Source organism: Bacillus sp. MYb78 (assembly GCF_002975115.1).
Classification (GTDB): Bacteria; Bacillota; Bacilli; order Bacillales; family Bacillaceae_G; genus Bacillus_A; species Bacillus_A cereus.
The window spans coordinates 55,448-76,227 of record NZ_PCOB01000023.1; the positions used below are offsets into that span (position 1 = coordinate 55,448).

Sequence of the window (20,780 nt, forward strand, 5' to 3'; positions counted from 1 at the left end):
TGGATATGAAAAAGGAGATTAAGAGAGGCTGGGGAAAGTACATACTATTTATATTGGTGATAGTCATAGGCTACCATTCTTTTACTTTATGTAAGGTGGAAGGGGAATCGATGCAGCCGACTTTATATGAAGAAGACTACGTATTTGTAAATAAAGCGGTAGTACGTCTTTCTAATTTACAACACGGAGAAATTGTCATTATAAAAGAAGAGGATGAATCGAAATATTATGTGAAACGTGTAATAGGGCTTCCTGGTGATGTAATTAACATAACGAACGGAAAGGTATATGTGAACGATAAAAAGCAAGAAGAACCATATACGAACAAAGATTTATTTAACAACACACAAGTGTTTTATAATTTTCAAAAGACAAAAATTCCGCCAAATAAGTTATTTGTAATGGGAGATAACCGCGAAGTAAGTAGAGATAGTCGCAATGGCTTAGGATATATTGAAGAAGATAACATAATTGGCAAGGTGGAATTCGTATATTATCCTTTTTCAAAAATGAAAATGATAGAATAAGTGGGGGATGAGCAAAACCCCACTTATTAAAGTTTCACTTTATTTTCTTTAAAAAACCTTTTGGATTAAATGATATGAAAAATTTATGTTTAGACTCGTCGATTATGAAGTTATTGTTTTTAGTTAAAAACTCTTCCACAGCTTCCATTGGGCCAGGACCCCAATCGGGAAGAAGCGGATTTCCGTTAATGGAGGTATCTTCTACAATTATATAACTGCCAGTAGTGACGATAGATTTATATAGCAAGAGTTCTTTGGAAACATGCTCTTTACTATGATCAGAATCTAAAATAACTAAAATCACATCATCAGGTTTGCGCATACTTACTATTGTTTGGATGGCCTGCACAGAAACAGAAGATGCTGTTAAATACGTAATTCGATTATGTGATGGCCGATTTGGCTGCGGAGTTATATCGATAGTAAGTACGTGACCTTTTCCAATTAAATCTAACATAGAAGCTAAATACAGTGCACTACCACCGTGAAAAGTCCCGCATTCAATAATTAAATCGGGCTTTAATTCATAAATGATTTCTTGATACAAAAAGAGATCAGAGGGAAGTTTACAGATTGGAACTCCAAACCAATGTGTATCTTTTAACCACACAAGGCTGTCGTAATATTGTTTTAGAAATTCATTGCTTATAGTATCGATTTTAAATTCTCCTTTCTAAAAAGGATTCTCTCGTTTGACGTAAAGTGTTTACGCATGAAAGTTGTACTATATATTATGTAGTAAGGAATTGTAAGGCGAGTGTTTTTACTTGAAAATAAGCCAAATAACTCATGTGGAAAATGAAAGGAAATGATCGTATGTACAAATACACAATTTGCTTTATTAGAAAAAGCGATAAAATACTGCTATTAAATAGAAATAAAAAGCCGAATATGGGGATGTGGAATGGTGTTGGAGGAAAAATAGAAGAGAATGAAACGCCATACGAAGGAATAATTAGAGAAACGTTTGAGGAAACGGGCATAGAACTTTCAAGTGTAACGTATAAAGGGACTGTTGGTTTTAAAGGTAAAGGTGAGCCCCAGGCTAGTGAAGGAATGTATGTGTTCGTTGCTGATTTGCCAGATGGAATGCAAATGAATACACCATTACGTACGGCTGAAGGCTTATTAGAATGGAAAGAAATTGATTGGATATTAGATGGTGATAATAGAGGAGTAGTTAGCAATTTACCAAAATACTTACCGACAGTATTAACAGAAGAAAATAAGTTAAAACATATATTCACGTACGATAACCGGAATATTATTAATTACACAACTGCATGTTTGAAAGAAGATGATGCGAACAAGCGATATGAAAGACAACTTGTTTCTCAATAGAAGAGGAAAGTGAAAAATCACGTTTTTGCTCTCGTTATATATGCGAGGTGATTATAAGTTTCAAAAATACAATTTATTGGTCATAATTGTAATATGTATGATATAACTTTTCTTATGGTGAAAGAGTAGAGAACATACGTAAACGGAACAAAAAAGAGGTGGCTTTGCCACCTCTTTTCCGTTAGTCACGAATCGCCTTAATCATAAATCGATGTTGCTTCACATCAAAATATCCTTTTTGCAAGATAATCTCATGTATACGATATAACTCCTCATAATACCTTTCGACAGTGAAATTAGGAATTTGCCACGGAATTGCTTTTAAATAATAGACGATAGCGCCAATATCATAAAAGCGTTGGAAAGGGAATTCTTCTTTTGCTTCTAAGATAGTAAATCCGTTTTCCTGTAGTTCATTACATGCCGCTTCAAGAGACCAACTTGCAAATTCACTATTTAGTGGTGTGTCAAATTGGTCATTAAGTTCCGCGCAATCGAGACCGCCAACTTGTTGTGTAAGAAATGTTCCATTTGGAGAAAGGATTCTTTTTACTTCAGAAGCAGCATATGATTCATGTTGGTTTAGGATTAGATTAAACTGACCATCTTGAAATGGCAATGAAGTATCATCGTTCACCTCTACAACAGTAACCCCTAAAGGCTCTAATTTCTTTCGAGCAATTGGCACGTTTGGAGCGTAGCCCTCAGTAGCATAAATAGTTGACGGGAACGGTTGTAACATAGATAAAAACTCTCCGCCGCCAGTCCCCATATCGAGCATTGATTCTGCATGTTGCATAAGCTGGAAAGCAGTACTGCCGTACGACCACGATAAAGGCTCACTCTTCATTCGACCCGTTTCTGAAATGAAAGAAAAATCCCAGCCGCTAAAATGTGTATTTGCACTTTCTAATAAAGTTAAAAATAATGGATCACGTTTCATAATTATGTCCTCCTATTTTGTAAGTAAATGATATGGTGAGAAAAGAAAAAAGGAGGACCTCTTATGAAAGGGGAACGGTTTTACGTTTCGTGTTCGAATAGATTCATATAAATTCGCTCCTTATGAGAATGATAATTTATATATTCGGGATAAACGAGTGGAAATCCTTTGAAATTATAGGAGAAGGTAGTTGTTTAATGAAAGATTGGATGGAGTGTACAGAAAAAGGGTGCACTCAAACTTTAGAAAAGGTATTTAGTAAACTTAAATTTCCGCCCAGCCCTTTTATGAGATATGTGATATTTCTCACTACTATTAAGTAACAATAAAGTCGTACTGTTTATAAAAGAAGTGACGTTTTTGTATCCCTTTGGATTTACTTATCTATGGGATAAGTAAAGAAGTAGACATATAAACTGAATATAAAAACGTTTTAATTCTTTGAAACATTCCATAATTTAGTATTGTTATATATGGAATAATTTATTTGTACGAAAAGAGGAATAAGATGTTTATACAAAAGTATAAGGGTTTGATGCTGGGGATAGTTGGTGCTGTATTAGGAGTAATATCCTTTGTTTATTTTAAAGATTTAGATTATATATAAGACGGGCCTTAAGTTATTATCTGTAACATTAATCATTATAGGTCGGGTTATTGCCTGTGATTCGACCCGTTTCAATAAAAAAAGAGAATAATAACGTATAAGATTATTATTATATAAATTTAGCTTGTTGAGCATGAGGACTACTAATCTTACAAAATTGTAAGATTAGTAGTCACATAGTTAGATAGAAGTCATTAACTTATGAAAAAAACTCATCTATAATCCAGATATAAATCATTTACTAAAGGAGTATTCTAATGAAAAAAATTATAAGTTATACGGTTGTTATTGCTATTTTTATAGGAATAGGATTAGGAGTAAAACGTTATGTGCAAGGTCCAGGACAACTAGTCGATGGGATTCTAGTTAGTGGTACTGCAACTGACGTAGAAAAAGTTAAACAAGAGTTTAAAGATGACACTAAACAATCAATAGACTATAAGGTAAAGTACGTCACAACAACAAAAAGGATTCCATTATCAGAAGAAGATAAGAAACAAAATGATACAAATGAAGAATTTGAAATCAGCACTACAGAATATGCAGTTATTAATAGTTCTACCGCGGTAAAATTATTTAATAAGGGACTTCTAAGAGCTAGAAAAGATCCAAATTTAGCATCTACTATTTCTGAGAGGGTGAAAGATAAAAATAAAGTATCTAGTAATCAGAATCTATTATTTTCTTATGCGGCTAAGGATTCTATGGTTGATAATTTTGAAAATAACCAGTTGAATTTGAACGGTAAGATGGTATCTGCCCAGTATGTTAAACAGCAAATTTGGATTGGGTATGCCCCAATGAACCTTGTTATTCTAAACGACCAAGACTATAATACAATTTCTGAATCAGAGTCAATAATGAAATTGATTCAATTTCAAAAACGTAATTTTGATTATAAAAACAAACAAGAAGTAGACAAAGTTTTACAACAGATTGATAAGCTCTCTTCGAATAATCAGAATAAAATAAACTTTGTAGAGGTACAAGACTAAATTAAAATGAAAATAAGGTGATATAAATGGAAATCGTAAGAATAGAAAATGTAGTCAAAAGTTATGGTGAAGGAAATAGTAGGGTAGATGCTTTGAAGGGCATAAATCTTTCTATACAGCAAGGGGAATTTGTTTCAATCGTAGGAGCTTCTGGCTCAGGTAAAAGTACATTGTTGCATATTTTGGGAGGATTGGACCGTCCGAGTTCAGGACAAGTATTTATTGGAGAGAACAATATTTATAATTATTCAGATAATGAACTTTCGATATTTAGAAGAAGAAAAGTTGGTTTTATATTTCAGTTCTTTAATTTAATTCCTGTATTGAATGTGCAAGAGAATATAGCTTTGCCCACTTTACTAGATAATGAACCTGTAGATAATCCTTATATGGACGAAATTATTGAAATTCTGGGACTTCATGAAAGACGAAATCATTTACCATCTGAATTATCAGGAGGTCAGCAACAACGGGTTTCGATTGGGAGGGCACTTATAAATCGCCCACATTTAATCTTAGCTGATGAACCTACAGGAAATCTGGATACTCAAAACACAAAAGAAGTCATGGATTTATTAAGATTGACAGCAAAAAAATATAATCAAACTATTGTATTGATTACTCACGATTTAAAAATTGCATCAACTTCTGACCGTATTATTACAATTGAAGATGGCCAAATCATTTCCGATCAGTGGCTATCCACGAATAAGCCTAAGACGGGAGGAAACTAATCTTGATTGGTAATTATAAACAATTAAGCAGGAGATACTTAAAGGGAAATAAGAAACGAACAATTTTAACTTTGATAGGAATCGTACTCTCTGTATCGTTAATTTCTACAATCGGCCTATTTATGAACGGTACTCAGATTTCTCAAATCGAGAATACGAAAAAGAGGCAAGGGTATTCTTTTCATGCCGTTGTATTAAATTACGATGAATCGATATTGAAAAAAATTAAATATAACCCGCAAATTGAATCATTTGGTTTAATGTCACAGGGAGAAACAGTCCAAGTTGGAGAGGCTGCTGTAAAAATAAATTTTGCTGATGATAACGCCTTGGAATTTTTAAAATACAGTATTATTAAGGGCAGATTGCCATCTAATGATCAAGAAGTTGCTGTTGATCCCTGGGTATTACCTTATATAAAAGAAAATATTCAAATAGGTGATTCATTCGAATTAAATGAAAAAAAATACAAATTGGTTGGTTTTCTAAGTGATAGTACATATACACAGGAAAATAAGGTGGGACGGTTACTAACCTATAAGAGTAAGTTTAGCGCTGGTGAAGGAAAAATATTAGTTGGAATTAGCTCAAAAGCAAACTTTAATGAGGTTTTAGAGGGACTCAAGACCATTTCCGGAGAAAATAATATTAATATAAGTAATGAATTAATTCAATTAGAGAAACCAGGTTACAATAATTCGATTATGGCTACGCTAATTATTACAATCAGCATTGTTGTGATAGCGACAATTGTTGTGATTTACAACGCTTTTCAAATCAGTGTCGTAGAACGAACGAGGCAGTTTGGCTTGTTGAGAAGCATTGGTGCAACACGAAAGCAAATTAGACAAATCGTTCTGAGAGAAGCTACTTTTCTGGCTGTTATCGCTATACCAATTGGAATTATATGTAGCCTAATAGCACTTGCCTCTCTGCAGTTCACTTTTTCACTTTTAATGGAAAATAGTAAAGCGGTCTCGATATTTTATGTTGATTGGAATATTTTACTAGTAAGTTCGATTATTACCTTGCTTTCTGTAATAGCGTCAAGTTTGTACCCAGCTTATTTTGCAGGGAAAATCTCCCCTTTGTTGGCAATTAGTAGCAGGTTGTCAATTAAAAAGGAACAAATCAAAAAACAAAAGAATTCCATGGTGAAAAAACCTTTATCTATTCCTTTGAGCATGGCTATGAAAAATGTTAAGCGAAATAAAAATCGCTATACCATTACAATCTTATCAATTATTATAAGTAGTGTGTTATTTATTACTTTCTCGTATTTAATGAGTGTTGCATTTGCATCTAAATCTGTTGATAAGTTATCTGTTAAATCGGATATTACAATTAAGATAGTGGATAATAATCCAGATCATTTAGCTGAAGGTGAACAAGTTTTGTATCAATTGAAATCACTTGAAAATATATCTAAAGTATACGAAAAAAAGGAGAATAGCTTTGAAACTAAATTAAAGGATGTAACTCAATCTTCCGCGACAGTAAAGGAAATAGAAAACACGATTGGAAAAAGCTATTCCATTACAATCGTAAATAATTATCAAGAAAATAAAACAAAAAAAGAAGAAAAACTTACTTTACAAGTGCTTGCATATGGTTTCATCACAGTCATTTCTTTAATTAGTAGCGTTAATATCCTCAATACTATAACTATAAGTATCATGACTAGACGAAAAGAATTGGCCGCTTTGAAATCCATTGGTATGTCACAAAAGGATTTGAAAAAAATGATTACCTATGAAGCTTTGATTTACGGTTTTTCTGGAAGTTTACAAGGAATCTTTTTTGGCTGTATATTGTCTTATATTATATATTTAGCTATATCTGATATGTTGAAAATGACATGGACGATTCCCTATGAGGCTTGTATCATTACGTTTGTTTCAGCTTTAATAATTAGTTATTTATCAGTCTTAAATCCATTGAAAAAAATTCAACAAGATAATATTATTGATAATATCAGAGAACAATAATATTATAAGCCTGGCTAGATTATAGCCAGGCTATTGTAATTGGAGTATAAGCTAGGGGAAAAAAAGGAGAGGGCATACTTGAATAAAAAAATATTACTAGTTGAAGATGATGAAGCTCTTGGCATAGCCATCGAATTTTCATTGAGAAATGAAGGTTATGAGGTGATTAGAGCGTCCAGTGTAAAAGAAGCTAAACACCAGTTTGTTCACAATACATTTGATTTGTCCATCCTTGATATCGGCCTACCAGATGGTAATGGTTATGACTTATGTTTGTATTTTAAAAAGAAAAACGAGAATTCGATTATTATTTTCTTAACTGCACTAGATGAAGAAGCAAATGTGGTAATGGGGCTGGATATAGGCGGTGATGATTATATAACCAAACCTTTTCGGGTTAGGGAACTTATCGCCAGAGTGAAAGTACAATTGCGTAAACAAGCGTCGCTAGAAACGCCATCTCAAATTTTAAGATCTGAGAATATAAGAATCGATACGAACCTAGTCAAGGTTTATAAAAATTGTGAAAGTATTACATTGACGAATTTAGAATACAAGCTGCTATTGAATTTCATGAAGAATTCTCACAAAGCATTAAAAAGAGATGAACTCCTACAACAAATAACAGAAGGAGAAAATGTTTTTTTTGATGAAAACACGTTATCTGTATACATAAAGCGTTTAAGAGCTAAAGTTGAAGACAATCCTCAAAAACCACAGTTTATCGTTACCGAAAGAGGATATGGTTATCGTTGGAGCAAGGACGTGATTGGGTGAGCAAGATAATGAAAAATACCGAGTTAAAAAGTTATATGACGATACTAGCCGTCCTTTTATCTATATTTGTGATTTACCAATTTATTATTCAACAATTATTTTATGATCATTTGAAAAGAGACTCTATTGCAACATGGGGGGAAATTACAGCTAGGTTGGTAGAGCAGAATCCAGAAAATGAAGCGGAAATTATGAAAGTCTTATCAAGTCATTCGTCTCACTCAAGTAAATATCAGGAAAAAGGGACAGAGATCCTAAAGCAATATGGATTATATGAAGACTTGGATTCAAAATTTTTTCCTCACTTAAATAATCTAATTATTAATCACAATCAATTTATGATGTGGGGATTGATTGCTTTTGGATTTTTACTTTTTGTTGCAAACTACATGCAACAAAAAATTATTTTCAATAAGATTAGCCAGCTTACTAGAGCTGCAAAAAAGATAATCGAGGGAGATTACTCGGTTGTCATCAATGAAAATAAAGAGGGGGATTTCGCGAAACTGGCGATTTCATTTCGTTCAATGAGGGATATCATTAGAAAAAATATGCATGATTTGCTTGAAGAGAAACGGTTTTTAGGAGAAATGTTGCAGGATATATCTCATCAGTTAAAAACGCCGCTTTCAACTATTTCTATCTATAATGAAATGTTGTTAAATGAGAAACTATCCCGAGAGCAACAAGCTCAATTACTACAAAATAATGATATTCAGATTTCTAGAATGAATGTCTTAATTCAGAATTTGTTAAAAGTAGCAAAAATTGATGCAAAAGCGATTTCGTTTGATAAAGAGCCAGGGAATTTAGTAGATACGACTGAGGAAGTACTAAATCGCTTGCAAAGCATGATAAGTGATAAAAATATTTTGATTGATTGGAATGCACCTAGAGAAATAGTCGTTATTCACGACAAATTATGGATGCAGGAAGCTTTGTTAAACCTGTTGAAGAATGCAATCGAACATTCTAAACCCGGTGGTAAAATAATGATTCAGGCCAAAAATTCTCCAACCTATACAGAACTGGTAATCCAAGACTTTGGAGAGGGAATTTCAGCTGAAGAATTACCTCATATTTTTGAACGATTCTATAAATCAAGTAGTTCTAAAAAGCACGGATCGACCGGAATTGGATTGGCACTTGTCAAAGCTATTATAGAGGCACATCACGCCTTAATTACAGTTGAAAGTGAAAAAAATGCTTATACAAAATTTACAATTATTTTTATGAAATTTTAATAACAGTTTGGTATATATTTTAATCTTTTTAATATAAAGGGGTTTTTTTATGTTTAATAGATTGAAGTGTTTTCTTTTATCTGAGAAAGAAATAGTTGATACTGTGAAAAAATACAAGGAGGAAAAAATACACGTTTCCATAATAAAAGATTTTTTAGGGGATTTAATCTTAATAAGAACTTTTACATTTTTAATGTTTGTTCCAGTATCAACTTTTATTTTTTCAGTTATAATTTATGGAGCTGTTTTCTTTTTATCAGGCATTAAGATTACTGTTTGGGGCATCACTATAATGTTATTAGTTCCAATAACATTACTTTTCTATATGAATATAACTAATACATCAATTATTATAACTGATTTAGTGAGAAAATTTTTATTAACCATAAAATATCTAAATCCATTTTACTCAATCATAAATAAACCTTGGCTCTTTATTTTTGAATTATTAATTGGTTTTTTATATGTATTTCTGCTATCTTTATTTTCTATTTGGATAGTATTACATTCATTAGAAATAGATTTTTCTGAATTTAGTTCGGAGGACAATCGAAGTTTTCAATTTTCAATTATTATTTTACATACAGCAATTTATTTGTTTATAAGAGTTCATGGCCAGTATTGTAAGACAACTAAGCAAAAAATTAAAAAGCTGAAAATGAAGTTTTATTTATGGTTTTGTTCTATGATTGCAAGTATTGTATATATATTTGAATCACTCTTTAATTATATGAATGGAATCCAAGCAATTTATTTTATTTTTGTTTTAATGATTGCTTTAGAAAGAACAGTGACACATTATAAGAAATTTATAGATTTTTTAGAATGTGAAAATTTGTATGAAAAATATTTTTAGAGAGAAAAGTCTTTTGAAATATAAAAAGTTATACCTACTAAATACTGGACGAGTAAAAAAACGCTATTCTTTTTCTAGAATCATAGGAAAAGATAGCGTTTTTGTTTAATATACTCAAAAACAAAAATCTTTTGGTAAAGTACCATTTTTAATAACTGTTCTTAACCCATGTTTTATAATCCAAGGATTAATAGGATGCTGTTTATCACGTAATTGCTGTAACCATTGAAAAACGAGTTCTTTATCTTCTTTCGTAATATCGTTAATATGATTGGCTACAGATTTTTGAACATATTTAGAAGGGTCATTCATTAATGGTTCAAGAAGTTGTAAATTGTACTTAAAATCACCTTTTAGAGCTCCTATTTTTTTAGCCCAAGGAAGCCTTGGTCTTGTACCTTCAGAAACTAATCTCCTAATGTGGCTGTTTTCGTCATGAATCCACTGTTGTAATATGTTTAGTGTATCTTCATGGTATGTTTCAAGAAAGGGCCGAATGGCATATTCAGCAGTATTCCTTTTCGTTATTTCATACATTGCATTAAACGAGATTTTAAAATCGTTAAGCCCATATTTTTCAACGTATTTTGCAACAGGCATGTACATATATCCATTTGTAAATGTGCCTACTTCTGTTGTATTTTCTGGTCCTAATGTTTTCAGTAATATATGTATTGCGGCATTAAAATCTTTTTGTAAAGCATTGTGTAATTCATCTGCAATTACTTCAATACGCTGTTTTAACTCTAAATTTTCAACTTTACAAGCTACAGAATCTACAAAGATGCTTTTAGAGAAACAAGGATCGTGTTTACAAATAGAATCAGCTATTTTTTCTGCTAATTCTTCATTAAATAAAAATTTTAACGGAACATATTTACCCATTTTTTCACCTCGGTGGTCAAATGAAAACAATTTTTATTTTTTAATCGACAATCCATAAACCAAAGTCTCACTCGGAGTCGTAATACTAAAACCTGTCGTCTTATAATCAAGTTTCACCGTATCACCAGTGTAGTCTTTCGTGAATGAATCCATTTGTACGATAAGCTCTGCATCTTCATATACAACATCATCTGCGTTATATGTATCCCAAATTAAATCGACATCAACGAAAATACTACAAGAGTTCGTCATTGTTCCTCTAATGCGAACGATCTTTTTATCTTCAAGTTCTAATCTATGTATAGCTGCTTTCGCTTCATCAGTAATGCGAATGTTCATTGTATCCCAACCTTTATTTATATTTCCTTTATTATTGCAAAAACAGGAGCAATAGGGAAGTAAAGAAGTTTGCAACAAAAAACGAGCAAACAAATTTGTTTGCTCGTTTCACTTTATTTTAGTTCACATTTATCAAGTGGAATCACTTTTGTTTTTTTCGTAAATTTATAACCTAACCATAGTACTAAGAAGAGTGGTAAACCGATGTAAGAAACGAGTACACCGTTCCAATCAATTGCTTCACCCATAAATGCGCCGTAGTTTTGTCCTAAAATTACGATGATACAAAGTGTAAATGCGAAGATTGGACCGAATGGGAACCATTTTGCTCTATATGGTAAGTCATTTAAATCTTTTCCTTGTGCGATATATGCTTTACGGAAACGGTAATGACTAATTGCAATTCCAACCCATGCGATAAAACCAGACATTCCGGATGCGTTTAATAACCAAATGTATACAACACCATCACCGAATAAAGAAGCAATGAAAGCAATACTACCAACAATTGACGTTACGATTAACGCGTTAACAGGTACACCGCGGCTATCTAATTTACCAAGAAACTTTGGTGCTTTTCCTTGGCGTGCTAAATCCCAAAGCATACGAGTTGATGCATACATACCAGAGTTACCAGCAGATAGTACAGCAGTTAAAATAACAGCGTTCATAACAGAAGCAGCAAAGGCAACGCCCGCTTTTTCAAAAATAAGTGTAAACGGACTTACTGTAACATCACTTGCAGCAAGGCTTTCAGTTGTATAAGGAATTAATAAACCGATAACGAGAATTGCAAGGATATAGAATAAAAGAATACGCCAAAAGATTGAACGAATTGCTTTTGGGATATTACGTTCTGGATCAGACGTTTCACCAGCAGCTACTCCTAATAGTTCAGTACCTTGGAATGAGAAACCAGCTGCCATAAACACACCGATAATTGCCATGATACCGCCGTTAAATGGTGCATCTGCAACAGTGAAGTTTTTAAATCCAACCGTTTCACCGCCCATAATTCCAAAAATCATCATGAAACCAACAATTAAAAAGATAATAATCGTAACTACTTTAATAAGTGCGAACCAATATTCAGATTCACCAAACCCTTTAACAGATAAATAGTTTAAAAGGAAAATAATAGCTAAACATAATCCGCTCCAAATAAGAGAAGGGGTATCTGGGAACCAAAATTTCATAATTAATGTTACGGCTGCAAGTTCAGCAGCAATCGTAATTGCCCAGTTATACCAATAGTTCCATCCAAGTGCAAAGCCAAGTGATGGATCAACAAATTTTGTTGCATACGTGCTAAAAGATCCAGTAACAGGCATGTAAGCTGCAAGTTCAGCTAAGCTTGTCATTAAAAAATAAACCATAATTCCAATTGCAGCGTATGCAATTAATGCGCCACCAGGTCCAGCTGTATGGATGACACCACCGCTGGCAAGAAATAGTCCGGTACCAATTGTACCACCGAGAGAAATCATCGTAAGGTGACGAGATTTTAATCCGCGTTTTAATTCACCTTGTCCTTGTGTAGTTTGCGTTTTAGAGGTAGATTGATTTGTTGCGCTATTCATGTTCAACACTCCTTTTCTTGTAGGTTAGGAAGGAGCGGGGGAGAAAAATACAAAAAACCGCCAAAGGAATTTGGCGGAACGTTTCACAAATAACCACCCCATCATACCCTTCCGTTAAGATAGCACCCCACGTTTACACGGTAATTTTGTAAACGTGACAGTTCTGTTCCTTTCGGAGACAGCCCCAGCTCATATTTCCAGAGAAGAAATATAAACTTCGGCAACTTTTCCTTTCAAACGGAGTCAGCTGACATTCTCTGTGTCTCGTCCGTTTTACTATTAAAAGTCGCAACCTCTACCTCATCGGATTGATGAGGATTTATATATTGCTAAGATTTTTAATATATGGCAATTGTAATGACTTTCTGAATATATTGCAAGATATTTTGTTAGGAAAAGTCAAAAAATATCGGTTATTGTATAGGAAACGCTTGCAATACTCCACCCGAACCTACTATTATGTAGCAATAAGCAAAGAAAAAATTGTTATACAAATGTTTCGCAAAAAATATTGAAAAACCCTCTAAATTAAAAGAAAATTCAGAAAAATATAATTCGACATAACTATCAAAAGAGGATTATTCCTTAAATTCGTTTCAAAGAATAAGTATAAATTTAACGAATAGGATGAATATTCTTTTTATTTTTAGTAAAATTGAGGTATTGTTTAATTGAAAAGGGGAAATCAATATGAAATTAGAAACAGAAAGGCTCTATATAGTGCCGTGTACAGAAGAGAGAATTCAAATTGCTAACGAGCAAGGATACAATAGCGGTCCGCATATTGTAGGGCATGTAAAGAATGTAAAACAAGATGTGGCTTTATTACCATGGGGGGCGTGGTATGTTCTTCGGAAAGAAGATGATAGCGTTTTAGGTGATATTGGGTTTAAAGGGAAACCAAACGAGAATCAAACAGTGGAAATTGGCTATGGATTTATTGAGAAATATTGGAATATGGGCTATGCAACAGAAGCTGTAAGAGAACTAATCGATTGGGCTTTCAAAACAGGAGAGGTAGAAACAATAATTGCAGAGACACTTCTAGATAATTATAGTTCGATTCGTGTTTTAGAAAAGTTACATATGAAGAGAGTAAATGCTACAGAAACGATGATTAATTGGAAAATAGAAAAATAAAAAATACCGCTCTAAATTGGGCGGTATTTTTTATAGTTATGGTAGCATTTGCTTCTGATCATTTGGATACTCAGCGGTTGATGCGTTAGGACGATTGGAATGATTTCGAACAGCGATGAAAATAGAAATAATAACGACAAGACCAACTGCAACGTAAGAAAGTGAAATAATAGTTGGATCCACTTTAAATGTAGTAAGCAGTGTACGTATATTCGTAAAGATAATAAGACCGCCAACTAATACCCCAAGTAAATGTGCTGGAACGATACGAACTAACCATGCAGCAATTGGAGCTGCGACAATACCGCCAAGCATTAACGCAAATACCCAAACCCAGCTTACTTGTTCCCAGCCAAGTGAGATGAAGAAGCCAATTGTTGCAGCGAGTGAAACAGGAAATTCACTCGTATCTACAGATCCAATAACTTTTCTAGCTTCATTTCCTCTTGCTAGAAGAACAGGCGTCGTAATCGGCCCCCAACCACCGCCACCAGTTGAATCAACGAATCCAGCGAATAAACCAAGCGGCACAAGTTGTTTTGCAGACATACGCTTATTTGAAGTGACAATTTGTTTTTGAATGATGAATCGTAATAAAATATAAACCCCTAAAGTAAATAAAAATACGGAAATGTACGGTTTGATTACATCGCCAGGCAAATTACTTAAAAAACATGCCCCAACAAATGCGCCGATTGCCCCAGGTAATGTAAGCCTGGAAACTGTATATTTATCAACGTTTCCAAATTTGATATGAGATGCGCCAGAAGCTGCAGTTGTAACCACTTCAGCTAAATGAACGGACGCGGAAGCTACAGCCGGTGCAATACCAAACATTAATAATAGTGAAGTAGACGTTACCCCATACGCCATTCCAAGTGCTCCATCGATCAATTGAGCGAAAAATCCGATAATAGCAAAGACAATTAATTTCTGCATAAATAATCCCCCTGTAATAATAAATGAAAAAGACACTTTTCCCGTATGAGAAAAGTGCCTTTGGTTTTTCCAATCAGCAATAATTAAATTTGTTTCATTATAATACATATTAATCGTATAAATCAACTAGGTTTTAAAGTTTTTGAATTGAATGAAAGAAAAATAAAATATACAATAAAAGGATGGAGAGAAAGGGGAGAAAGACATGTTACGATTTGATCATCTCGTTCACACAGTTCATGGTACACCGGAGGAAGCGGCAAAACAAATGCAGGAACTTGGATTTCATACTGTATTAGGCGGAGAGCATACGAACTGGGGTACTTGGAATAGTTTAAGTTATTTTGACTTATCATACATAGAATTTTTAGCAGTTCAACATGAAGAAAAAGCGAAAGAAGCAGAAAATCCATTAGTACAAGAAACAGTGGTGAAACTACAAAATGGAGAAGGAATGCTACAAATCGCAATCCGAACAGATGCAATTGAGGAGCTAGTAGTTAACTTTAAGAAGCACGGCTTACATACGATAGGGCCATTTGAAGGGAAACGCATGAGAAAAGATGGCCGGCTTTTAGAATGGAAAATGTTATTTGTTAAGCAAGAAGAGAAAGGACTGAAATTACCTTTCTTTATACAGTGGAATGAAACGGACGAAGAAAGAAGAAATGATTTACGTAACATTGGAACGATTACGGAACATAAAAACAAAGTACAACAAATTGAAACGATCCATTATGCAGTGAAAAACGTTCGAGAAACGGTGCGGAAATGGAAAGAAGTAATGGGACTATCTACAAGCTCAGTTGTGAAAAATGAAAAATGGAATGCTGAGTGTCAAAGTGTAGTGTTTGGAGATATTCATGTACAGTTTTGTGAACCGATTGAAGAAGGGCTAGTGCTAGAACATTTGAATAAGAATGGCGAAAATCCATTTGCAGTAGAGTTTACAGGTGGAAATAAACGAGAGCATGAAGTGCTAGGTAGTTTGTACATATATTAATAGAGGTGAATGTTGTGGAAGAAATGCTTAGAGAGATAGAGAGAAAACTAGAATGGCCTCGTATGTTAAAAGCGACTGTTATTTCAAAAGGCTTTTCATTCGATGAGAAATATAAAATTGAATTAGAGAGTGGGGCCTCGTATTTTATTAAAGTATGCGATTCATCATATTTTGAACGGAAGCAGGAAGAATATGAATATATGCAGCAGCTAGATTCTTTACATATTCCTATGCCAAAATTAATTCATTTTATTAGTCTTACTAAATTCAATAAATGTGTACAAGTTTTTGAATGGATTGATGGATTAGATGGTGAAGATATATTAAGAACGTTGTCTACAGAAGAGCAGTATAGGGCTGGAAAAAAGGCTGGAGAAGTACTAAAAAAGATTCATTTAGTTGAAAAAGAAGATAAAAGTAATTCATGGGAAATGTCTATATGGAGTAAATATGAGAGATACTTAGAAGCGTTGAAAGAATATGAAGTAGACTTTTTTCGTTTAAATACAGTGATAGATTTTGTAGGAAATCATAAAGATTTATTAAAAAATCGTCCCATCGTATTTTTACATGACGATTTTCATCCGGCTAATATAATGATTGACCAAAATGAGTTTCGGGCTGTCATTGATTTTGCTAGATTCGATATTGGTGATCCTATTCATGATTTTTATAAAGTAGCACTATTTACAACGAATATAAGCAAACCATTTGCGGTTGGACAAGTTCACGGTTATTGCGGAGGAGAACCTGATCTACATTTTTGGAAACTGTACTCATTATATGCAGCAATGATATTCCCGGCTGATATCGTATGGACAAACCGAAGCACACCATATTTATTAGATGATATGAAGGAAAGATTAAATGGAATTTTAGAAGATCATAATCATTTTTCATCTTATATTCCAAAATGGTATCAATCAAGTGAATTTAATAAATAAAGGAGTAATTTATATGGATAAAATAGCAGTAATTTCAGATATTCACGGTAATATTCAAGCATTAGAATCCGTGTTAAATGATATTAAATTAAGAGGAATCGAGCGCATTATTTGTCTTGGAGATTTAGTAGGAAAAGGACCTCATTCCAGTGAAGCAATTGAAATCATTCGTAAAGAATGTGAAGTAGTCGTAATGGGAAACTGGGATGATTTTATTACAAAGCCGACTGAATTTGAAGCATTAAAATGGCATCAAAAACAATTATCAGAAGAACAAAACGACTATTTAAGAAGTTTACCATTTTCAATCGAATTTTTTATGAGCGGCAAACTCATTCGTATGTTCCACGCCTCACCGAGAAGTTTATATGAAAGAATTCAACCACACGCTTCAAGAGAAGAGCGTATTAGTATGTTCGAAAATAGTGATTTGACTGAAAATATAGAAGGGGAAAGAAAACCAGATGTCGTTTGTTACGGTGACGTTCACCAAGCGTTCGTTCAAAATTTCAGAGGGAAAACGTTATGTAATGCCGGTAGCGTAGGAAACCCACTTGAAATAACGCAAGCTTCCTATTTAATATTTGAAGGAACATATAATGAAAACGAAGCGGCGAGCTTTTCTATTCAACTTGTACGAGTACCGTATGATATTGAATTAGCTATCAGATTAGCAGAAGAACTCGAAATGCCAGAAATTGAAGAGTATAAGCAAGAGTTACGGACGGCCTTATATCGGGGGTTTAAGGGGAAGTAAGCTAATAATATATCAACAATTTTTCAAATATATCTATCATAACTTAAAATATATCAACGATTCGACAAAGGATATCAATTTACCGTCAAATAGTGACATGGATTGTTACTTATAATTATATTATGTAAACTAATTATAAAGGGAGATATCATGAACCGAAAACAACGAATCAAAGAAATTGCAGATCATATTGTAAAGCTAAACTTAACCTATCCAACAAGAGTTGGAGTAAGTGGTATTACAGCATCAGGAAAAACAACATTTGCAAACGAATTAGCGGAAGAAATAAAAAAACGAGGATTACCAGTAACACGCGCAAGCATTGATGATTTTCATAATCCAAGAGTGATTCGCTATGCAAAAGGAAAAGAATCTGCAAGAGGGTATTATGAAGATGCACACGATTATACAGCTTTCAAAGAAAGATTATTAATGCCTTTAGGACCTAACGGGACTTTACAGTATGAAACGATTTCTCATAACTTAATAACGGATATGTCTGTACATAATGAGCCGCTATTGGCCACGCAAAATATGATATTAATAGTAGATGGAACGTTTCTATTGAAAAAAGACGTTGCGTATTTATTTGATTACAAAATCTTTGTAGATACAAATTTTGAGATTGCGAGAAAACGTGGTGCGAAGCGGGAAACTGAAGCTTTTGGAAGTTATGAAGAAGCAGAGAAGATGTTTTTGAACAGATATCATGCGGCCTGTAAGATGTATATAGATGAGCATAATCCGAAAGAACTTGCAGATGTTTTATTTGAAAATAGTAAATTTGATGATCCAGTAGTTCTATTTAAAAGACATTAATACAGTTTATATAGGGGGAATGAACATTTGTTTAGATGGTTTCAAAAAAATAATAAAGTGAATGAAGAGAAGGATGGACAATATTTAGAAATCAAAAATGAACAGATAAATGAACAGTTAAAACAAAAAATAATGGAACTAGAGAGTATAAGTGAAGACATTTGCAGTAAGTATCAAAAAATATATGAAGAACGTTTTGCGCAAAATGGTAAATTAAATTTGAAGCTGTCAATTAAAAGAGATATAGACGGTGATGAATTAGAAGAACTAACATCTAAGAATTGTTTAGAGTATGAATATAGATCAGAAATTAATTTTGAATATGATGCTTCAAAATCATGGGAAGTCTGTACTATTTCGCTTTGGTATTATTACCAAGGATATCGAAAAAGTAGTAGCATAGGAACACTTTATAGCGGAACGATTAATGAATTAGAAGAAGAAGTTAAAGCAACATTGGAAGAACTGTTACATAGTGAAGATAATTAATGATTCCATTTTATATTGCGTTAAGAATGGGTTTAATTTTATGATACTAATAGGGAATAATTTAGGAAGAGAAATTTAAAGGGGATAAAAAAATGACAGAAGTACTAGAACTAAAAGAAGAACTACTACAAATTAAAAATAATAATTATGCTGTACCAGAAGACGTAGATGCATATCCATATGCGCAGTGGATGCTAGATTATATCGGATCACCTGATGCTGAATTACGTGATGATTTAATTTATAGTACGCTTCACACATGGATTACAAATGATGTATTTAGACAAAAAGAGTTAAGAGGATTAATGTTACAAGCAATTAGCCCTGATTATTTATTTTATAAAATTGGTGAAAAGGGAACAGACTCTGTTTTTAAACGTGCATTCTCCGTATTAATTCCACCACTTATTTTATCTGTTCATGAAAGAGAACCGTTGTTATCGGAAGAACAATTGTACAGTGTGGCAGAACAAGTGTTGGAATATGTATATTTAGAAGAAGATGTAAGGGGCTACGTAGAAGGAAAAGGCTGGGCACACTCTACTGCACATGCAGCAGATGCGCTCGACGCTTTAGCACGTACAATCCAAAATCGTGAGTTCTCATATGCGATTCTTGCGGCTGTTCGTCAGAAGGTTCGATTGAGTGATTACGTATATGTACACTTTGAGGATGAGAGATTAGTAAAGCCAATTATGTCGTTACATAACCAAAAGCTTTTAACTGAAGAAGAGTGGAGCAACTGGTTACATAGTATAGCAACTGTTGAAGACATCCGACATCCGCAGCATGCTATTTTAGTACAAAATATTAGAGCTTTCTTAAGAAGTTTATATTTTAGAGTTTTAGAGACAAAGGGTAGCACATCCTTTACAGATGATATATTGGAGACTTTGAAAGGGTTGCGTAGGTATTAAAAATACGTTTTTCTAAGAGAAAAGTACATAAAACCACTACCTCCCAACCATACTAATAAAATGTGTTGGAGGTGAGTTTTATGGACAAAAAAGACTTTGAAAAAGGGTATAATGATTATTTACATCAAGGAGACGAACGAGCTCAATTTGAAATAGGCCATGAAGTCAATTCAGGAGCAGAACAAATTGTTGCTGTTCGTAAAAATGATGATGGAGATTTAATAGCGTTTAAAACAAGTAGCGGGAGAGAGTTAGATTATATGACTGCTCTTAATGAAGCAAAATCAGGGAAGTTAGCTCATGTGGACGTATTTCATAAGTATGGCAGAGATATTATACGTAGTGAACCGGATGGAATAAAAGAAAATAACTTAGATAATTTACCTTCATTTTAAACGGGTAAACCTCAAGAAGAGAATGTACATTACGATATTCTCTTCTTTGTTTTGCGAAGTTTTCCTAGCAAATAGACGATTCATTTTTAAAGTGAGATCATACTTTTAAAGAGTGCTCTAAATTTCTCTTTATCTTCTGCTGTAAATGGTTTCGGTCCCTTTGTACGTTTACCACTTTTTCGAACCATTGCACTTAAATATCGTGTTTGTAACAATTGTTCAATGTTATCATTCGTATACTTATAGCCTTTATGGTGTAGAACGATACAGCCTTTTGCTAAAGCGAGCGAAGCAAGACCGTAATCTTGTGTTACGATTAAATCTTCTTTTTTTGCTAACTGCATAATTCGGTAATCTGCAGCATCTGCTCCAGAATCAACATAAATTGTTTCGACACCTTTTGGCTGCTCTGCATTAGAATAATGTGAAAAACTAGTAACGAGGGTAACAGGAATTTCCACATTCGTAGCCTCAAAAATAATCACATCTTTTACAGGACAAGCATCTGCATCAACGTAAATCTTCATTTTATCACTCCTATAAATAGGTTCGAGTTGATAA

At 33.4% G+C, this 20,780-nt stretch carries 23 protein-coding genes and 1 riboswitch; of the genes, 16 read left to right on the forward strand and 7 right to left on the reverse strand.

Translation table 11 applies throughout. From position 1 onward, the window contains the following. The first annotated feature begins 5 nt into the window (after nucleotides 1-5). Entirely contained in the window at nucleotides 6-527 is a 522-nt protein-coding gene (gene lepB, locus CQ064_RS27750) for a signal peptidase I (RefSeq protein WP_002094069.1), read from the forward strand. Nucleotides 528-561: 34 nt separating this feature from the next. Here the strand turns inward: lepB and CQ064_RS27755 are convergent, their stop codons facing one another. Then, nucleotides 562-1,185, reverse strand: a complete 624-nt coding sequence (locus tag CQ064_RS27755) for a cephalosporin hydroxylase family protein (protein ID WP_265736938.1) — start codon at nucleotides 1,183-1,185, stop codon at nucleotides 562-564. Between the two features lie 158 nt (nucleotides 1,186-1,343). Between CQ064_RS27755 and CQ064_RS27765 the strand changes: the two genes are divergently transcribed. Further along, nucleotides 1,344-1,868, forward strand: coding sequence for an NUDIX hydrolase (locus CQ064_RS27765; protein ID WP_015055152.1), 525 nt, complete (start codon nucleotides 1,344-1,346; stop codon nucleotides 1,866-1,868). A 181-nt stretch (nucleotides 1,869-2,049) separates the two neighbouring features. On the opposite strand, the gene CQ064_RS27770 is transcribed toward CQ064_RS27765, so the two are convergent. Next, nucleotides 2,050-2,811: a class I SAM-dependent methyltransferase gene (locus tag CQ064_RS27770; RefSeq protein WP_000817567.1), complete on the reverse strand. Its 762-nt coding sequence runs from the start codon at nucleotides 2,809-2,811 to the stop codon at nucleotides 2,050-2,052. A gap of 864 nt (nucleotides 2,812-3,675) precedes the next feature. Here CQ064_RS27770 and CQ064_RS27775 point away from each other — a divergent pair. The 6 genes from CQ064_RS27775 to CQ064_RS27800 all read left to right on the forward strand — a co-directional run bounded on the left by CQ064_RS27775 (nucleotide 3,676) and on the right by CQ064_RS27800 (nucleotide 10,012). Continuing rightward, complete coding sequence (locus CQ064_RS27775; protein WP_000720908.1) at nucleotides 3,676-4,413, forward strand: lipoprotein BA_5634 family protein; 738 nt, start codon at nucleotides 3,676-3,678, stop codon at nucleotides 4,411-4,413. Nucleotides 4,414-4,439: 26 nt separating this feature from the next. Next, a complete protein-coding gene (locus CQ064_RS27780) occupies nucleotides 4,440-5,147 on the forward strand; it encodes an ABC transporter ATP-binding protein (RefSeq protein WP_000407086.1) in 708 nt (235 codons plus the stop codon). A 2-nt stretch (nucleotides 5,148-5,149) separates the two neighbouring features. After that, on the forward strand, nucleotides 5,150-7,135 hold the full coding sequence (locus CQ064_RS27785; protein ID WP_000580035.1) for an ABC transporter permease: 1,986 nt from the start codon (nucleotides 5,150-5,152) through the stop codon (nucleotides 7,133-7,135). Nucleotides 7,136-7,213: 78 nt separating this feature from the next. Further along, complete coding sequence (locus tag CQ064_RS27790) at nucleotides 7,214-7,912, forward strand: response regulator transcription factor (protein WP_001035092.1); 699 nt, start codon at nucleotides 7,214-7,216, stop codon at nucleotides 7,910-7,912. Nucleotides 7,913-7,920: 8 nt separating this feature from the next. Beyond that, nucleotides 7,921-9,156: a HAMP domain-containing sensor histidine kinase gene (locus tag CQ064_RS27795; protein WP_000798889.1), complete on the forward strand. Its 1,236-nt coding sequence runs from the start codon at nucleotides 7,921-7,923 to the stop codon at nucleotides 9,154-9,156. A gap of 49 nt (nucleotides 9,157-9,205) precedes the next feature. After that, nucleotides 9,206-10,012: a hypothetical protein gene (locus CQ064_RS27800; RefSeq protein ID WP_000483294.1), complete on the forward strand. Its 807-nt coding sequence runs from the start codon at nucleotides 9,206-9,208 to the stop codon at nucleotides 10,010-10,012. 114 nt (nucleotides 10,013-10,126) lie between these two features. Here the strand turns inward: CQ064_RS27800 and CQ064_RS27805 are convergent, their stop codons facing one another. The 3 genes from CQ064_RS27805 to CQ064_RS27815 form a co-directional block, all read right to left on the reverse strand. Then, nucleotides 10,127-10,897: a DNA alkylation repair protein gene (locus CQ064_RS27805; RefSeq protein ID WP_000521691.1), complete on the reverse strand. Its 771-nt coding sequence runs from the start codon at nucleotides 10,895-10,897 to the stop codon at nucleotides 10,127-10,129. Nucleotides 10,898-10,930: 33 nt separating this feature from the next. Further along, the gene (locus tag CQ064_RS27810; protein ID WP_001026167.1) at nucleotides 10,931-11,236 is read right to left on the reverse strand and encodes an iron-sulfur cluster biosynthesis family protein; all 306 of its coding nucleotides are present in this window, start codon (nucleotides 11,234-11,236) and stop codon (nucleotides 10,931-10,933) included. Nucleotides 11,237-11,349: 113 nt separating this feature from the next. After that, nucleotides 11,350-12,816 carry an amino acid permease gene (locus CQ064_RS27815; RefSeq protein WP_001083396.1) on the reverse strand — a complete coding sequence of 489 codons (1,467 nt, stop codon included), beginning with the start codon at nucleotides 12,814-12,816 and terminating at the stop codon, nucleotides 11,350-11,352. A 112-nt stretch (nucleotides 12,817-12,928) separates the two neighbouring features. After that, nucleotides 12,929-13,122, reverse strand: a riboswitch (Lysine riboswitch). Nucleotides 13,123-13,506: 384 nt separating this feature from the next. Here CQ064_RS27815 and CQ064_RS27820 point away from each other — a divergent pair. Further along, on the forward strand, nucleotides 13,507-13,956 hold the full coding sequence (locus tag CQ064_RS27820) for a GNAT family N-acetyltransferase (protein WP_000764595.1): 450 nt from the start codon (nucleotides 13,507-13,509) through the stop codon (nucleotides 13,954-13,956). A gap of 36 nt (nucleotides 13,957-13,992) precedes the next feature. On the opposite strand, the gene CQ064_RS27825 is transcribed toward CQ064_RS27820, so the two are convergent. Next, on the reverse strand, nucleotides 13,993-14,895 hold the full coding sequence (locus CQ064_RS27825; RefSeq protein WP_001170743.1) for a sulfite exporter TauE/SafE family protein: 903 nt from the start codon (nucleotides 14,893-14,895) through the stop codon (nucleotides 13,993-13,995). 205 nt (nucleotides 14,896-15,100) lie between these two features. Here CQ064_RS27825 and CQ064_RS27830 point away from each other — a divergent pair, with 205 nt between their 5' ends. The 7 genes from CQ064_RS27830 (at nucleotide 15,101) to CQ064_RS27860 (ending at nucleotide 20,219) form a co-directional block, all read left to right on the forward strand. Next, nucleotides 15,101-15,898 carry a VOC family protein gene (locus CQ064_RS27830; RefSeq protein ID WP_000943372.1) on the forward strand — a complete coding sequence of 266 codons (798 nt, stop codon included), beginning with the start codon at nucleotides 15,101-15,103 and terminating at the stop codon, nucleotides 15,896-15,898. 14 nt (nucleotides 15,899-15,912) lie between these two features. Further along, the gene (locus CQ064_RS27835) at nucleotides 15,913-16,842 is read left to right on the forward strand and encodes an aminoglycoside phosphotransferase family protein (protein ID WP_000392093.1); all 930 of its coding nucleotides are present in this window, start codon (nucleotides 15,913-15,915) and stop codon (nucleotides 16,840-16,842) included. 13 nt (nucleotides 16,843-16,855) lie between these two features. After that, nucleotides 16,856-17,599: a metallophosphoesterase family protein gene (locus tag CQ064_RS27840; RefSeq protein WP_000357658.1), complete on the forward strand. Its 744-nt coding sequence runs from the start codon at nucleotides 16,856-16,858 to the stop codon at nucleotides 17,597-17,599. A gap of 150 nt (nucleotides 17,600-17,749) precedes the next feature. After that, complete coding sequence (locus tag CQ064_RS27845) at nucleotides 17,750-18,418, forward strand: nucleoside/nucleotide kinase family protein (protein ID WP_001080565.1); 669 nt, start codon at nucleotides 17,750-17,752, stop codon at nucleotides 18,416-18,418. A 27-nt stretch (nucleotides 18,419-18,445) separates the two neighbouring features. Next, nucleotides 18,446-18,907 (forward strand): hypothetical protein, encoded by a 462-nt coding sequence (locus CQ064_RS27850; RefSeq protein WP_000490271.1) that lies wholly within the window; start codon nucleotides 18,446-18,448, stop codon nucleotides 18,905-18,907. 92 nt (nucleotides 18,908-18,999) lie between these two features. Next, on the forward strand, nucleotides 19,000-19,824 hold the full coding sequence (locus tag CQ064_RS27855; protein WP_000141234.1) for a DUF2785 domain-containing protein: 825 nt from the start codon (nucleotides 19,000-19,002) through the stop codon (nucleotides 19,822-19,824). Nucleotides 19,825-19,904: 80 nt separating this feature from the next. Next, a complete protein-coding gene (locus CQ064_RS27860) occupies nucleotides 19,905-20,219 on the forward strand; it encodes a DUF3892 domain-containing protein (protein WP_000358154.1) in 315 nt (104 codons plus the stop codon). 86 nt (nucleotides 20,220-20,305) lie between these two features. Here the strand turns inward: CQ064_RS27860 and CQ064_RS27865 are convergent, their stop codons facing one another. Further along, entirely contained in the window at nucleotides 20,306-20,746 is a 441-nt protein-coding gene (locus CQ064_RS27865) for a YaiI/YqxD family protein (protein WP_000708772.1), read from the reverse strand. Between the last annotated feature and the right edge of the window lie 34 nt (nucleotides 20,747-20,780).

Coding starts and splice junctions, on each gene's coding strand:
- CQ064_RS27770 (WP_000817567.1), bottom strand. CDS start 2,811: ATGAAACGTGATCCATTATTTTTAACTTTATTAGAAAGTGCAAATACA.
- CQ064_RS27820 (WP_000764595.1), top strand. CDS start 13,507: ATGAAATTAGAAACAGAAAGGCTCTATATAGTGCCGTGTACAGAAGAG.
- CQ064_RS27815 (WP_001083396.1), bottom strand. CDS start 12,816: ATGAATAGCGCAACAAATCAATCTACCTCTAAAACGCAAACTACACAA.
- CQ064_RS27840 (WP_000357658.1), top strand. CDS start 16,856: ATGGATAAAATAGCAGTAATTTCAGATATTCACGGTAATATTCAAGCA.
- CQ064_RS27825 (WP_001170743.1), bottom strand. CDS start 14,895: ATGCAGAAATTAATTGTCTTTGCTATTATCGGATTTTTCGCTCAATTG.
- CQ064_RS27855 (WP_000141234.1), top strand. CDS start 19,000: ATGACAGAAGTACTAGAACTAAAAGAAGAACTACTACAAATTAAAAAT.
- CQ064_RS27795 (WP_000798889.1), top strand. CDS start 7,921: ATGAAAAATACCGAGTTAAAAAGTTATATGACGATACTAGCCGTCCTT.
- CQ064_RS27780 (WP_000407086.1), top strand. CDS start 4,440: ATGGAAATCGTAAGAATAGAAAATGTAGTCAAAAGTTATGGTGAAGGA.
- CQ064_RS27800 (WP_000483294.1), top strand. CDS start 9,206: ATGTTTAATAGATTGAAGTGTTTTCTTTTATCTGAGAAAGAAATAGTT.
- CQ064_RS27775 (WP_000720908.1), top strand. CDS start 3,676: ATGAAAAAAATTATAAGTTATACGGTTGTTATTGCTATTTTTATAGGA.
- CQ064_RS27865 (WP_000708772.1), bottom strand. CDS start 20,746: ATGAAGATTTACGTTGATGCAGATGCTTGTCCTGTAAAAGATGTGATT.
- CQ064_RS27765 (WP_015055152.1), top strand. CDS start 1,344: ATGTACAAATACACAATTTGCTTTATTAGAAAAAGCGATAAAATACTG.
- CQ064_RS27805 (WP_000521691.1), bottom strand. CDS start 10,897: ATGGGTAAATATGTTCCGTTAAAATTTTTATTTAATGAAGAATTAGCA.
- CQ064_RS27860 (WP_000358154.1), top strand. CDS start 19,905: ATGGACAAAAAAGACTTTGAAAAAGGGTATAATGATTATTTACATCAA.
- lepB (WP_002094069.1), top strand. CDS start 6: ATGAAAAAGGAGATTAAGAGAGGCTGGGGAAAGTACATACTATTTATA.
- CQ064_RS27830 (WP_000943372.1), top strand. CDS start 15,101: ATGTTACGATTTGATCATCTCGTTCACACAGTTCATGGTACACCGGAG.
- CQ064_RS27810 (WP_001026167.1), bottom strand. CDS start 11,236: ATGAACATTCGCATTACTGATGAAGCGAAAGCAGCTATACATAGATTA.
- CQ064_RS27845 (WP_001080565.1), top strand. CDS start 17,750: ATGAACCGAAAACAACGAATCAAAGAAATTGCAGATCATATTGTAAAG.